This window comes from Shewanella sp. SM73 (genome assembly GCF_025653795.1).
In the GTDB taxonomy this organism is placed as follows: domain Bacteria; phylum Pseudomonadota; class Gammaproteobacteria; order Enterobacterales; family Shewanellaceae; genus Shewanella; species Shewanella oncorhynchi.
The window spans coordinates 78,817-92,058 of the sequence record NZ_JAKKRY010000007.1; the positions used below are offsets into that span (position 1 = coordinate 78,817).

The 13,242-nt window shown below is 46.2% G+C and carries 13 protein-coding genes; 7 read left to right on the forward strand and 6 right to left on the reverse strand.

Going from position 1 to position 13,242, the window contains the following annotated elements:
- The first annotated feature begins 26 nt into the window (after window positions 1-26).
- The 5 genes from L5M51_RS11720 (at window position 27) to L5M51_RS11740 (ending at window position 4,561) form a co-directional block, all read left to right on the forward strand.
- A complete protein-coding gene (locus L5M51_RS11720; protein ID WP_263172855.1) occupies window positions 27-1,181 on the forward strand; it encodes a M28 family peptidase in 1,155 nt (384 codons plus the stop codon).
- A 194-nt stretch (window positions 1,182-1,375) separates the two neighbouring features.
- Window positions 1,376-3,298: a DEAD/DEAH box helicase gene (locus tag L5M51_RS11725; RefSeq protein WP_011847889.1), complete on the forward strand. Its 1,923-nt coding sequence runs from the start codon at window positions 1,376-1,378 to the stop codon at window positions 3,296-3,298.
- Window positions 3,299-3,439: 141 nt separating this feature from the next.
- Window positions 3,440-3,595 (forward strand): hypothetical protein, encoded by a 156-nt coding sequence (locus L5M51_RS11730; RefSeq protein WP_168825603.1) that lies wholly within the window; start codon window positions 3,440-3,442, stop codon window positions 3,593-3,595.
- A 67-nt stretch (window positions 3,596-3,662) separates the two neighbouring features.
- The gene (locus L5M51_RS11735; protein ID WP_198573411.1) at window positions 3,663-4,022 is read left to right on the forward strand and encodes a hypothetical protein; all 360 of its coding nucleotides are present in this window, start codon (window positions 3,663-3,665) and stop codon (window positions 4,020-4,022) included.
- 242 nt (window positions 4,023-4,264) lie between these two features.
- Window positions 4,265-4,561 carry a hypothetical protein gene (locus L5M51_RS11740; protein ID WP_263172857.1) on the forward strand — a complete coding sequence of 99 codons (297 nt, stop codon included), beginning with the start codon at window positions 4,265-4,267 and terminating at the stop codon, window positions 4,559-4,561.
- A 173-nt stretch (window positions 4,562-4,734) separates the two neighbouring features.
- Here L5M51_RS11740 and L5M51_RS11745 read toward each other — a convergent pair whose 3' ends face one another.
- Together L5M51_RS11745 and L5M51_RS11750 are read right to left on the reverse strand one after the other, a co-directional pair.
- A complete protein-coding gene (locus tag L5M51_RS11745) occupies window positions 4,735-5,343 on the reverse strand; it encodes an HAD family hydrolase (protein ID WP_263172858.1) in 609 nt (202 codons plus the stop codon).
- Window positions 5,344-5,372: 29 nt separating this feature from the next.
- Window positions 5,373-6,347 carry a DMT family transporter gene (locus L5M51_RS11750; RefSeq protein ID WP_113940039.1) on the reverse strand — a complete coding sequence of 325 codons (975 nt, stop codon included), beginning with the start codon at window positions 6,345-6,347 and terminating at the stop codon, window positions 5,373-5,375.
- 318 nt (window positions 6,348-6,665) lie between these two features.
- Here L5M51_RS11750 and L5M51_RS11755 point away from each other — a divergent pair, with 318 nt between their 5' ends.
- Together L5M51_RS11755 and L5M51_RS11760 are read left to right on the forward strand one after the other, a co-directional pair.
- Window positions 6,666-7,487 (forward strand): hydratase, encoded by an 822-nt coding sequence (locus tag L5M51_RS11755; protein WP_263172859.1) that lies wholly within the window; start codon window positions 6,666-6,668, stop codon window positions 7,485-7,487.
- Between the two features lie 236 nt (window positions 7,488-7,723).
- Complete coding sequence (locus L5M51_RS11760; RefSeq protein WP_263172860.1) at window positions 7,724-8,836, forward strand: energy transducer TonB; 1,113 nt, start codon at window positions 7,724-7,726, stop codon at window positions 8,834-8,836.
- Window positions 8,837-8,853: 17 nt separating this feature from the next.
- Here the strand turns inward: L5M51_RS11760 and L5M51_RS11765 are convergent, their stop codons facing one another.
- The 4 genes from L5M51_RS11765 to L5M51_RS11780 all read right to left on the reverse strand — a co-directional run bounded on the left by L5M51_RS11765 (window position 8,854) and on the right by L5M51_RS11780 (window position 13,126).
- On the reverse strand, window positions 8,854-9,183 hold the full coding sequence (locus L5M51_RS11765) for a cysteine-rich CWC family protein (RefSeq protein WP_012586705.1): 330 nt from the start codon (window positions 9,181-9,183) through the stop codon (window positions 8,854-8,856).
- 596 nt (window positions 9,184-9,779) lie between these two features.
- Complete coding sequence (locus L5M51_RS11770) at window positions 9,780-10,643, reverse strand: hypothetical protein (RefSeq protein WP_263172863.1); 864 nt, start codon at window positions 10,641-10,643, stop codon at window positions 9,780-9,782.
- Window positions 10,644-11,424: 781 nt separating this feature from the next.
- On the reverse strand, window positions 11,425-12,492 hold the full coding sequence (locus L5M51_RS11775) for a c-type cytochrome (RefSeq protein WP_263172867.1): 1,068 nt from the start codon (window positions 12,490-12,492) through the stop codon (window positions 11,425-11,427).
- Between the two features lie 10 nt (window positions 12,493-12,502).
- Window positions 12,503-13,126 carry a c-type cytochrome gene (locus L5M51_RS11780; protein WP_263172869.1) on the reverse strand — a complete coding sequence of 208 codons (624 nt, stop codon included), beginning with the start codon at window positions 13,124-13,126 and terminating at the stop codon, window positions 12,503-12,505.
- Between the last annotated feature and the right edge of the window lie 116 nt (window positions 13,127-13,242).

Genomic DNA, 13,242 nt, shown 5'->3' on the forward strand with positions numbered 1-13,242 from the left:
GAAGGCTTCAGCGATAAGGAATGTCCATGCGTGATAGCACTCAGTCCCCAGTGACTCACCTTATATTACCGAGGCAGTATCAATCACTTTTAAGTAAAAATCTAAGCGACATAAACCTAAGCGCATCGACTCTATTCAACCACAGTCGTATCGGTCAGCTGCTCGCCAAGTTCAAGATCACGCACCTTATAAGACATCAATCCCAAAGACTTGGCTTATTAGCACTGGCCTGCGTTGTTACAACGACCCTCACTGGCTGCGCTAACTCAGCCGAAACCTGTGCACGCACAGAGCTAAAACTCACTTGGGCCGAGCCCACAGAGTTACAAGCGACAGTCACAGTATTAAGTTCGGATGAATTTGAAGGCCGCAAAACCCAAACCCAAGGTGCGGCAAAAAGTCGTGACTATATAAAGCAGCAATTTCAGGGGCTAGGTTTACAGCCTTGGGGAGCGGACTTTATCGTGCCCTTTGAATATCAAACCTTCTTCACCCAAGAAAACGGCGCCAACGTGGTCGCCACCGCGATGGCGGCAGAACCGACGAATCGATGGCGCATTATCGTCGCCCACTATGATCACTTAGGCATGAGCGGCAGTAAGATTTACCACGGCGCCGATGATAACGCCTCGGGCGTCGCCGCTATGCTCGCCATTGCCAAACATTGGCAACAGCAATTTGCCCTACAACCCAATACCTTGCCTAAGGTGAACCTGATGTTTGTGGCAACCGATGCCGAAGAACCTGGGCTCTATGGCAGTATCGCCTTGGTTGAACAACTCAAAACCCGCCTGCCAGAAGCGACTTTTGAGCTGATGTTGAATTTAGATATGGTGAGTCACCCCGGCAGGCCCTATGCGATTTACCTCGAAGGCAGTCGAAACTTCACTCAGTTCAATCAATTTAAACCCCTACTGAATCAGCAGAACCGACTTTGCATTAAACTCACGCACCCTAAACCCGTTGGTCGAAGCATACAAAGTACCGATTGGCTGCGGGCGTCGGATCATTACCCCTTCCACAAAGCGAATATCCCTTGGCTGTATTTTGGTGTGCCGACCCATCCCCAATATCACACACCAGAGGATACCGTCGCGACAATCGACATCACTTTTCTTGCGGCAGTGACAGAGTCAGCATTCGAGTTACTTCAATTAAATGTTGAATATTTAAAGAATTAATGGGAAGTGGCGCGTTTCTTGCTCAGTTTTAGCGAAAAAAATGCAGAAAACAGGTTAAATAGCGTGACTCTGATTGGTAAAGTGGCCGCCATGCTGCTATAATCCGTCGTTCGCGGGAAATCGACACGGGGTTGATTTTCTGTCTGTGAAACTTTAGCGCCATTTCGCGCGCGCATCCACAAGGCTACAACCCAATGTCATCCGATGAAAGAACTTTCCGTGAACTCGGCCTATCCGAGAATTTGTTGCGTGCTCTTGACGAGCTAGGTTATGAAAAACCAACGCCAATCCAATCAGCCAGTATTGATCCACTTATGGCTGGCAAAGATATTTTAGGTCAAGCGCAAACAGGTACAGGTAAAACTGGCGCCTTCGCGTTACCACTATTAAACAAAGTTACCAGCCAAACGACACCGCAAATTTTAGTATTAGCACCAACACGTGAATTAGCCGTGCAGGTTGCTGAAGCGTTCAGTAGCTATGCCAAATTTATGAAGAATTTCCACGTTCTTCCAATTTACGGCGGCCAAAGCATGCAACAACAGTTGAATGCCCTGAAACGCGGCCCACAAGTTATTGTTGGTACACCTGGTCGTGTTATGGACCATATGCGTCGCGGCACCTTGAAACTCGATTCATTACAAGCCTTAGTGCTCGATGAAGCCGATGAAATGTTAAAAATGGGCTTCATCGATGATATCGAATGGATCCTTGAGCACACGCCAAGCGAACGCCAACTGGCGCTATTCTCTGCCACTATGCCAGAGCAAATTAAGCGTGTTGCTAACCAGCACTTACGTAATCCTGTACATGTTCGTATCGAATCAAGCCAAACGACGGTTGAGTCAATCGAACAGCGTTTCGTACAAGTATCACAACACAACAAACTTGAAGCCTTAGTACGTGTATTAGAAGTTGAAAACACTGAAGGTGTGATCATATTCGTACGTACTCGTAACTCATGTGTTGAGTTAGCTGAGAAGTTAGAAGCCCGCGGTTATGCTTCATCACCACTACACGGTGACATGAACCAGCAAGCCCGTGAGCGTGCAGTTGACCAACTGAAACGTGGCAAGTTAGACATTCTGATCGCGACTGACGTTGCGGCCCGTGGTCTTGACGTTGAGCGTATCGGTCACGTTGTGAACTACGATATTCCGTATGATGCCGAAGCTTATGTACACCGTATTGGCCGTACAGGCCGTGCTGGCCGTACTGGTATGGCGATCCTGTTTGTAACGAGCCGTGAAATGCGCATGCTGCGCACTATCGAACGCTCAACTAACAGCCGCATTTCACCAATGAAAATCCCAAGCCCAGAGACTGTTGCAGAACGTCGTCTGTCTCGCTTAGGTGAGCAATTGGCTGAAACAATCAACGGCGATTTAGATTTCATGAAAGAAGCTGTTGCTCAATTATGCCAACAGTTAGAAGTCGATACAGATCTGCTAGCCGCTGCATTATTACAGCAAGTTCAGCAAGAACGTCCTTTGCAATTGCCAGCCATTCAAGAACGTGTTCGTGATGAACGCAGTGAGCGCACTGAACGTAGCGACCGCGGAAGTGATCGTAATGACCGTGGTGGTGAGCGTGGTGAACGCAGAAGTCGCGAACCGCGTCCAATGCCAGCCAGCTTAGGCTCAGCTGAAGCGTTGAAAGACAACCCAGATTTGAAAATGTGCCGTTACGTGATCGACGTAGGTCGTGAGAATGGTGTAGGTGTGGGTAACATCGTTGGCGCTATCGCGAACGAAGCTAACATCGACAGCCGTTACATTGGCGCAATCCAACTTTATGATGCAGTGACCACTGTTGACCTGCCAGACGGCATGCCAAAAGACGTGTTACAGCACCTACGTAAAGTACGTGTTTGTGGCAAGCCATTGAACATCCGCGAAGCTGGCGATCAAGTATTTGTTGATTCAGGCCGCAGTGCTCGTTCAGACCGCCCTGCGGGTGACCGTAAACCACGTGGCGATCGTCCAACAGGTGACCGCCCAGCGGGTGATCGTAAGCCTCGCGCTGCGTCTACTGGTGATAAGCCATTTGCTGACCGCAAACCACGTGCAGACAAACCTGCCGGTGAGCGTAAGCCACGTAAACCACGTGAAGACTAATCTAGCTTAAGCTAGAGACTAAAAAAGGAGCCTAGGCTCCTTTTTTGTTGGCTTAACATCGCACTAGCTCAAAGCACACTGGCCAGTTGATATTTCAAGCTGATATAGTCAGTACAAGAATGCCTAGCTTAAGGATATAAAATGGATTTTTTAGCACTGATCACTTCCCCATTTACCTCGGCACTGCCTGAACTCGCTAAGTCATGCCACAAAGATAAAACGTTATTAATCATGGTACTTGTCGGTTGCACTCTGTTTGCGGGCTTTATTGGAATGTTAGTCGCAATGGCAAATTAACTTGCAGTTAAGCCAACATGTCTATTAGTGTCGACTTAGTCTTTAGCAACGCATCTAGTGTATTTCGATGAAAAAAGCCTTTAACGCCGGCCTGTTATCCGCCTTTGTCGCCCCCGGCAGCGGCCATTTTTACCTAAAACATAAACGCTCGGCACTGGTATTTTTTAGCTTAGCGGTCGTGAGTCTTGTGCTGTTGCTCATGCAAATCTATCAAGTGGCGCAAGTCATCGCCTTAGATATTCAAAACGGCACCTTACCGCTAGATATCGGCGTGATTTCTGCCGAAATCACCCAACAAACCCAGACCACAATTGCCAATGCCAATGAGCTGCTCTATGGCTTTTTGCTCTGCTGGTTAGTGGCATTACTCGACAGTATTCGGCTTGGGCTTAAACAAGATAAGCTGGATACACAAAGTAACCGCTAAATACCTTCTGACTCTTAGCGAGGCCGTAGCGACAAAAGCGATTTTGATATTGACCTAACATTTTTAATCAATTGAAAAATTGGATATTAACCTTTAGCTACCATGAAAATAACACCATAAACAGTCAAGATGGATGACGATATGTTAACTGAGCAACAACACAATTTTATCCTAAGTGAAGTGTCACAACCCGTGATTACCATTGCCCGTGAGGTTAATTTTGCCGAGCGCTATGTGCCTCTATGTTGGCGCGCTTTCCTAAGCTCCCTGGCGATTTTAATCCTAAGGTGCCGACGGAGCGTCAACAAGCACTGGTTGCCCAGTTCCCCTACCCGATCCGTTTTTACAAAAGTGAGGGGGGATATTACAAGCTAAATGCGAAAAAGTTCGCCTACCCACATATGAGGCTTATGATGGAGATGCGGCAGTGGGTAGTTTTTAACTTTGACTTGTGGCGTGAAGATAAGCGCATCGGTGGCGGCTCCTATCAACAGATTGCCGTTGCAGAGCGGTTAGCGCGAGGTGAAGAGATTGACTAGGATAACGACTGGCGTACACAACGCCAGCCATGGTGCTATAACGAAGATCAATTACAGACGGTGCTAACCGAAAGTTTTGCACTATTTGATGACCTTTGTAAGCAATTACCTAAGTAGTCACAGGAGTTAATTGAGATATATGCGGCTAAACAGGTTAACCGCATAGGAATAAATTATTTAGGCCATGCTTTAATCAGGCTGTGGTAGCAAGAGACCAGTAAATCAGCCGCTTGGGCATAGTCGGGCACGTCTTCAGGGCAATAGAGGGCACAGTGACTACCCGCATTGCGCGCAGTTTGCAGATCAAACAGATAATCGCCCACATACAAGATATCTGCGGGCGCGAGTTGCCACTGCTGGCAAATAAGATGAATACCTTCGGGATGCGGCTTAGGCTGAGCGTCGTAGCGCGTTAATACTAGTGCGATATCTATGCCGAGTTTATCGATAGTGATTTGCGCCGCTTCTGGCATATTGCGAGTCAAAATAGCCAAGGGCAGTGACTTGGCCCGTAGGCATTCGATAAGCTCCCTCGCGCCATCAATCCAACTGGCCTTGAGTGAACTTTGTCTTTCGTACTCATGGACAATGTCTAACGCTTGAGCACAAGCTTCATCAGTACTAAGACTCTCGACATGGGCCAAGATATCCGTACCAGAATGAATCCCCAACTCCCGCCGCAGCCCTGCAAAATCAGGATTAGAATGTGCTAAGGTGCCGTCGAGATCGAAGATGACGCCACGGATATCCTGAAGTTTTAATTCGCTGAGTCTAGTGATCACTGACCTTTCCCATAGATAAAATGTCTGCGTTAGACAGCCTGCAAACGCTTCGCCTGACGATTACGGTACATAGGCAGCAATTGCACCACCATCACAGACACTATAATCACGCCAATCCCCAGCAGAGATAAACCATCTAATTCATCAGCGCGAAATACTTCTGGCCACCAGCCAAGGCTCACCACTAACGCCGTGGCACTAAAGCTAAATACTGGCGTTAGGGCCAACATGGCACTGACCTGCGCCGTCGGCCAGTACTTCATCGACTGCCCAAAACAGCCATAGGCGATCAAGGTATTGGCGGCGCAAAACAGTGCTATCTGCCAATCGAAGCTGTCCATACGGACAAACTGACTAAAGTCGCTAAAGGGAGCCATTACGAAAATACCTAAGCCATAGATCACTAAGAGCACGTTCGCGGGCGACAAACGATTCAGTAAGGATTTTTGCAATAAGGCATAGCTAGTCCACGACAGTGCTGAGAACTGGATGATCATCACCCCAATCCAAACCTGATGATTATTAGCCCCAGAAAAATTTAAATTAGGATGGAAAAACATCAACATACCTAAAGCTAAGGTTGCAAAACAGCTGAGTTGCACCGCATTAAGCCGTTCCTTAAAAAACAACACACCACCAAACGCGAGGAAAAAGGGTGAAGTCTGGAAATTCAGTTGGGCGGCGCCCGGTGCGAGGTAATCGAGTGAATAAACAAAAGACACATAATTGAGCATCAAGAAGATGCCAGCAAGCACTAACCTTAACCAAACTTTGGCATCGAGTGCTGCAAATTGCTTAAGACTACCTGCGCTCCATTGGATCACTATGCTGACTAAAAGCGCGACCAGAAAACGAAACCAAGTAAGAGTCACGGGATCGATAAAGGCCGCCGAGAGCTTTAATGCTATAGGTAACATGCCCCAAAATAAAACCGCAACTGAGATGAACAGGAGCCCGAGTTGAGCATGATTATTTGCCTGAGGGGCGTTATGGCTAAGGTTCACGGAGGAGTCCAGTAGAAACCGCAAAATGGACAGCCATTCTGGCACTGAGCCAACACAATATCTAGCGGATCATCATGGAAACATTCGCGTTAGCTTGGATACTTTAGCTGACACTTATGTGAGGCAAGTTTCAGCATCTTACGATAATTGGAATATTGGCTGCACTCTTGATTCAACTGCAGCAGATTTACCCCGAAAGCCAACATTGGCATTTCCCGCGTTGCCAATAACCGAGTATATTTGGCCCATAAAAATGGCTTCTGCCACACACTCTCTAGGCCACTTCTTTTTAAGCTAACGCTTTAAATAGGAAAGTTAATGTTATCTACCGCCACGATCGAACAAGTTAAAACGCATATTAATACCGCAGCCAAAGAATTAGCCGAGCGCCGCGCAGCAGGCACGAGCGGCGATTTACTGATCCCAGAACTAAGGCCAACCAGCTTCGAACAGGCCTTTGCTATTCAACAAGCCGTAGCAGAAATATTTAAGGCAAGCGATAACAATCCTATCGCGGCGTGGAAATGCCTATTACCCACGGCGGAAAAAACCGTCGTAGCGCCTATTTATCAAGATGATGTGTATCAACAATCGACCACTTGCCCGCTCTATCCATCGACTAAAGGCCTGGCCCGAGTCGAACCCGAACTCGCCTTCGAGATTGCTCGCGATTTACCGCCAAGAAGCACACCTTACACAGAGGCTGAAATCGACGAGGCCTTAGGCCACACACGCTTAGCCTTGGAATTGATCAAAAGCCGCTACCACACACCCAGTGAAGCGACGCATTTTGATGCCCTCGCCGATGGCTTAGTCAATCAAGGACTGTGGTTAGGGCCAGTGCTTAATCCGCAAGAAGGTTTAGAAATGAGCTGTTTTGAACTCAGCGTTGATATTGCCAATGACGAGCACCAGCAAAGCGACACACTGCAAAAATCCGCCATTCATCCTAACGGTTTCCCTAAGGCGGGACTCTACTGGTTAGTTAACTTTTTATCCTCCCAAGGCATTGGCTTAACTCAAGGGCAATATGTGATCACAGGCTCTTACGCTGGCGTCCTTGATCTGCCATTGGCACAGGTCTGCAAATTTGAATACGGCGCGCTTGGACAGTTCGCCGTGACTTTCACAGCTAAGTGATTGTGGCTAATAGAAGTCATTACGGATCATAAAACGACAAGGCACTGATAAATAAGCGAACTCAGTTTCAGCTGGGCTCGCTTATCTTCAATCTCAGTTATCAGTTCTCAGAGCTCAGTTATCAGTGCTCAGTTATCTGCATTCCCCACAAGCATCATTAACAAAAGCCAAACTAACTTGCCTCAAAATGTACACCTATGTATCATCTAAATTCATCAATAATAAGGATATATAGAATGTCACACGGAAAAATGCTGCCAATTGCCTGTCTTCTTGCCCTCACTTTAGGCACTTCTCTTAGCGTGCATGCCTCAGAAAATAGCTTTGCCAAAGCCTATAGTGACTATCAAGCCGCCGTAGAAAAAGGCGATGCTGCAAATATTGAAGCAAGCGCAAAAAACGCTTATCAACTCGGCGAAGCTCAATATACCAAAGACAGCGTCGACTTAGCTAACCTAGCCATGAACTGGGCCAGCGCGATAGAAAAGCAAGTTGCACCTTACCCATTTACAGAAAATAATCTGCCCAAAACGGCTAAGGCGAATGAATTGTATCAACTCGCTCTGGCTAACTATAAAGTTCATTATGGCAAAGAAGCGCTTGAGCTTATCGACCCCTTACTAGGTGCTGCACAAACCGCCGTTGAAGCCAAAGATGCGAAAAATGATTTGCTTACTGCTATCGCAATTGCTGAAAAATCCGATAAAAAGAAACTGCTCGCCGATGTAAAAATGGCCGCCTTCAACCGCTTATCAAATACAGAGCTATACACCAAAAGCGTAAGAAGCTATGCCTTCGATGCCTATGATATTTATAAAGAGATTTTACCAGAGAACGCCATAGACAGAGTCAAGGCAACCTATGTGGTGGGTGCCGTTGAGTATGCAGAAAAGCATGATGACAAGGCGATTCCATTGCTTTTAGAAGTCGTTAAGCAGTTTGAAGCCCTTAACTTTAGCCATCCCTATGCCTTAAGTGCCCACGCTTATTTAGTAGAACTATATGAGCGCCAAGGAAAGCGTGACGAGTCCACCGCCCACTGTATTGCTATCGGCAAAATGCGTCCTTGGGCCGACGCACAGGAACAACAACCTATTTTCCGTACCGCACCAGACTATCCAATGTCCTATGCGCAGCGAGGTAAAAGTGGCTGGGTTCAGCTTAAATTTACTGTCGATGAAAATGGCTTCGTCAAAAATCCTGAAATTTTAGCTTCTAAGGGTGGTGCTCTCTTTGAGAAAGAAACGCTAAAAATGATAGATAAATGGCGTTACGCACCCAAGTTTGAAAATGGTATAGCCGTTGAGGCACAAACCACTGTGCAACTGGATTACACAATCGGTCGATAACTCATTACTTCAGCCCGCTATTTCACCTCATAACCTAGCCCATCGCTCACACTCGATGGGCTTTTTTCATCCTGCTCTGCGATCTGCCCCAGACTTAACCCCTGCTTAAGTTGGATTAAACAAGCTTGGCAAATACACGCATCGGCAGACGGTAAAATATGGTTGATGACCCCTAGCGGCGAATCTGATGCTTGCGCTTGCAAGGCGGCCAAAGGTGGAAATGTTTGCAGAGCGCACCAACAATCCTCAATACCCTTACCTAAAATCACAGCACATTGATTCGCGCCTTGGCACAGAGGGCAAATTTGCGCAGTTTCTAACTTAGGTACTTCCAATGGCTGAGACACGGTAATCCTTATAGCAAGATAAGTTGTTATAGCGCGGAGATCATAATAGATTTTTGCAACTCAGGCTGAGTTGTTTCCCACCAAAGCAAAGCTGCTGAGTTATGCAGCATTAATTGCCATTGTTTTCCCAGTGACACGCCTGCTTATGATTTAAAAAGAAGTGTTAATAATGTCCTAGGCATTATAGTGATATTCTCTATGCCGCTATCGGTCAGATACAATAAAGTATCCTTTCTGATTTGCTAAAAGATTAAGTACTTGTATTCCAGTGACACGCCATAAACTCATCCCTGAGGGCTCGACGGCGGCATCCTTGCCGCCAACGGTCACTTCCATGCAAGTACTTAATCTCGTTAATTCCCGAGTATACCTGTCGCTAAATTAAACTATGGATGTTTCAATAAAGTTCAATTGGTTGTATTCATCAAGTTATCTAACTTAAATAATATTTGGGTGTATTCATTTGGCTCAGTGAACCGCATTCCTGTGTTATAGCAAGTGTGTTCACAGATGCATACTTTGTGAGCACGATTTATTGTTAATCCGAGGGTTGAGTAGATGAAGTATTTATTTAAAGGAATGCTTTAACGCCGCATTCAGCGGCTTGTCCGCTGCAATGCCTTGTTAGGCCGAGCTCTTTCCGCGCGCATTTTCTCTAGCTCCTGAAGAACTTCTTTACGCTCATGCTTGTAATCAAAATGCCGATCGATTTCAGCAATATACTTATTGCCGTTGTAAACCCAGTCATTTTGTGGTGAAAGGGTGTCTACCATGAGATCGCCGACTGTACTTACACCTGATGCGTGGAACGTAAAGACTAAAAGGGTCGAGTACACTTCGCTTAATAGTTCCGCCACTTCTTGCAGTTGTTCAGCTCGCTCCAGCCCTATAGTGATACCCTGCTCATACAGGGAAAACCGCTCTTCAATTTGTCTTGTAGAAGCATGGACATACTCGCAAGCCTTATAATAAGCCTGAGTGTATTCGGAACAAAATGACTTCTTTAAGCCTTGATCGTCGATCATGTGAAGGTCAATATCGTTAATGTATTTTATATTCGACTTATCTATTTTTTTGTCAAAATACACAACCTTTTCATTTAGCTTTCCTCTCCACAGTTGCTGATCTACAAACAAGTATCGCATACTCGAATCAATGAGATAGCGCATTTCTCGTTTTGCGGGATTGATCCCTCCTTCTTTGAGCATCGTCAAGATCATAATCGCTGACATGAAATAATCATCAATATGACTAAGCGAAAGAGAATTGTCTCGGAAATCAGCGCCTCGACTGCAATAGATTGAACATGACTTCATGCCTTTTATGAAGTCGAAAGTAACCACTTCTAGAAGCCTGAGAGCCCCCTGATAGTCATCGGATTCGAGATGCTTCTTATGCTCAATGATTTTAGCCTCACGCTCAGATTGAATCTTGGAGAGCATGCTCTGTATATCATCCATACTTGATCCTTAAGTGGGCCTAACAGTGTATTACCTGCTTTTCTAATAAAACCCAACCCGAATAGAGTTAGATATGAGAATAAACGAGTAAATAATTTAATTATGCCAATAAGTTAGCATCAGTATCAGTGGGCTTTCAACATTTTTCATCCAGAAAAATCGAGACTTTATTTACCGAGAAGCATTTTGGCGCGGTAAATAATATTAGGCAAAGTGAAAGAATAATAATTTCAGTTGATTACATAAAATCCCAAGCAAAAACTGATACCTTTTTAGTCTCGATTTGAAGCCAGTTTATAAATCTCACATTATACCTGTGTGTCTAAACAGTGCTTGAGGTTAGAACGCTCGAGAATTCCCCTTACTAAAGAAATACAGTAAGGTGTAACAAGAGTTTGTTTCCTTTGACCAAAAACCAACGTAAATCAGCTTCTTAGAAAACGTAGAGAGGGTTCGACTCCCTCAATACGTTTTGCACATTCGAGATAGTGAATAAGCCACTTATAGCGAAAATCTCCGTATGCTTTTAAAGCGACAGTTAACACTGATGTCCGAAAGGTGAGTCATGGTGATTTGCGAGACGACCGTCCGCCCCATGGACGGGGCGGTCGAGCATCCACGGATGGACTAGCTGCGTGTCGGTGAGAAAGTGCCATGACAAGCCTAAACTCTTGGGCTAATTAATAAAAAAGCCAGCAAAGCTAAATGCTTGCTGGCTTTTATGTCTAACTTATTCACTCGCTTTATAACATCACACGAGCACTTAATCTCAGCGACTCAACTATGACTTCTTAGGAAAAATCGGATAGGACTCAGTGCCTAACACTTTGCCATCGACCGTGAGACCATAGTAATCGCTGTCATTGTGGTATTTCTCCTGCGCTTGCTTCACATCACCCTTGTTACGCGGATCCTGCGGACGCTCGTGGGAGTTGATGTAAGCGGCAACATCCCAAGCCTGTTGGTTCGTCAGCTGCATGCTCTTACCAAAGGGCATGTTTTCATAAATGAAAAATGCGGCAGTATTGACCCTGTGCATTCCCGCTCCCCAGTTATAACTTTGAGATCCCCACAGCGGCGGCAGTGCATACACACCCGCAATGGCTTGACCTTGCCCATCAACACCATGACAAGTTTGGCAATGGGCGACATACACGGCTTTACCTCGTTCAGATGAATAGGCTTGTTCGGGTTTTGGGATCTCAGGATAAGCTCGACCCGGCAAGTTAGCACGTTGCTCAACTGTCATCGCCTTAGCTAATGCCTCTGGTAGTGGGAAGTCATCCCGCTTGGCACCTTTGACTAACTCAGCATCACTGATCTCAGGAACAGGGCCACTGATATTAGCCTCATCCATCAAGCCGCCCATGCCTAACCAATAGGCGTAGGCAGAAAGCGCCACTAACTCAGGGCTACCTGATGCAGGGGCTTTACCATTCATCGAATAGTTAAAACAACCTTGGATGCGTTCTTCAAAGCTACTGACTTTATTGTCTTTTTTACGATACGCCGGATAAGCAAAATACGCACCCCAGAGGGGTGATGCATTGGCTTTACGGCCTGCATCCATATGGCAATTGGTACAGTTAAGCTCATTACCCACATACTTATCACGCAGCTGTTGGGTATTCACAAACAGTTGATAACCTAAACGCACTTTGTCACCAAAGGCGCCTTCGGGAATCGCACTCAAAGGTCTAGGGGTAAGATAGGTTTGATCTGCTACCTTAGGGAAAGAAGGCAGCGGAGCTTGCTTATCTGGGCGTTCTTGTACTGGCTCAGTTTCAGCTTGCGCCTGAACGGTTAACGACCCCATCGCGGCCAGTAATAACATTGCGGAATATTTCATGGCCGGCTCCTTATTTTAAATTCGCAAAGTAGTTGGCTAACGCATCAATCTCGGCGACAGTGAGCTTATTCGCGACGCTCCCCATCATGCCATCGACGTCACCTTTACGTGTGCCCGACTGCCATGCCAATAATTGCGTTTTGATATAACTCGCCTGTTGACCTGCTAAGCGAGGAAATAAGCCGCCACCTAATGCAGAAGGACCATGGCAGGTCACGCAGGCTGGTAAACCACGGGACCAATCACCTTGATAGGCTAAACGGGCGGTGTCGTCATTAAAAACAACTTGTTCACCGCGGATAACAGGCTTGACGTCATTGGCAGGCTTTGCAGAAAAATAGCTCGACACTTGCTCAATACCGTCACCTTGGAGCGTCATTGCCATCGGCATCATGGTCGCGTTTTGGCGAACGCCCGCTTGGAAATGCTGCAATTGTGTCGAGATATATTCTTTAGATAATCCCGCTAATCGAGGGCCGAGTGGTTCAATGCCCTCACCCGCTGCCCCATGGCAAGACACACATAACTGTGCAGCTTGTGGCATAACGTTCATCGATTGTTTGTCAGAAGGCTCGGCGGCAGCGGCATAGCCGCTACATAGCGTTAAGCTTATGACTAATGTTTTAATCTTCATGTTCTATCCTTGAAGAGAATTAAGCTCTAAAGCATAGGGGTTATTGTTATTTATGTTTGTGCTCACACACTAAACCCATTTTAAAATTAGCCGCTCATTTTTAAAACAGCCAATAA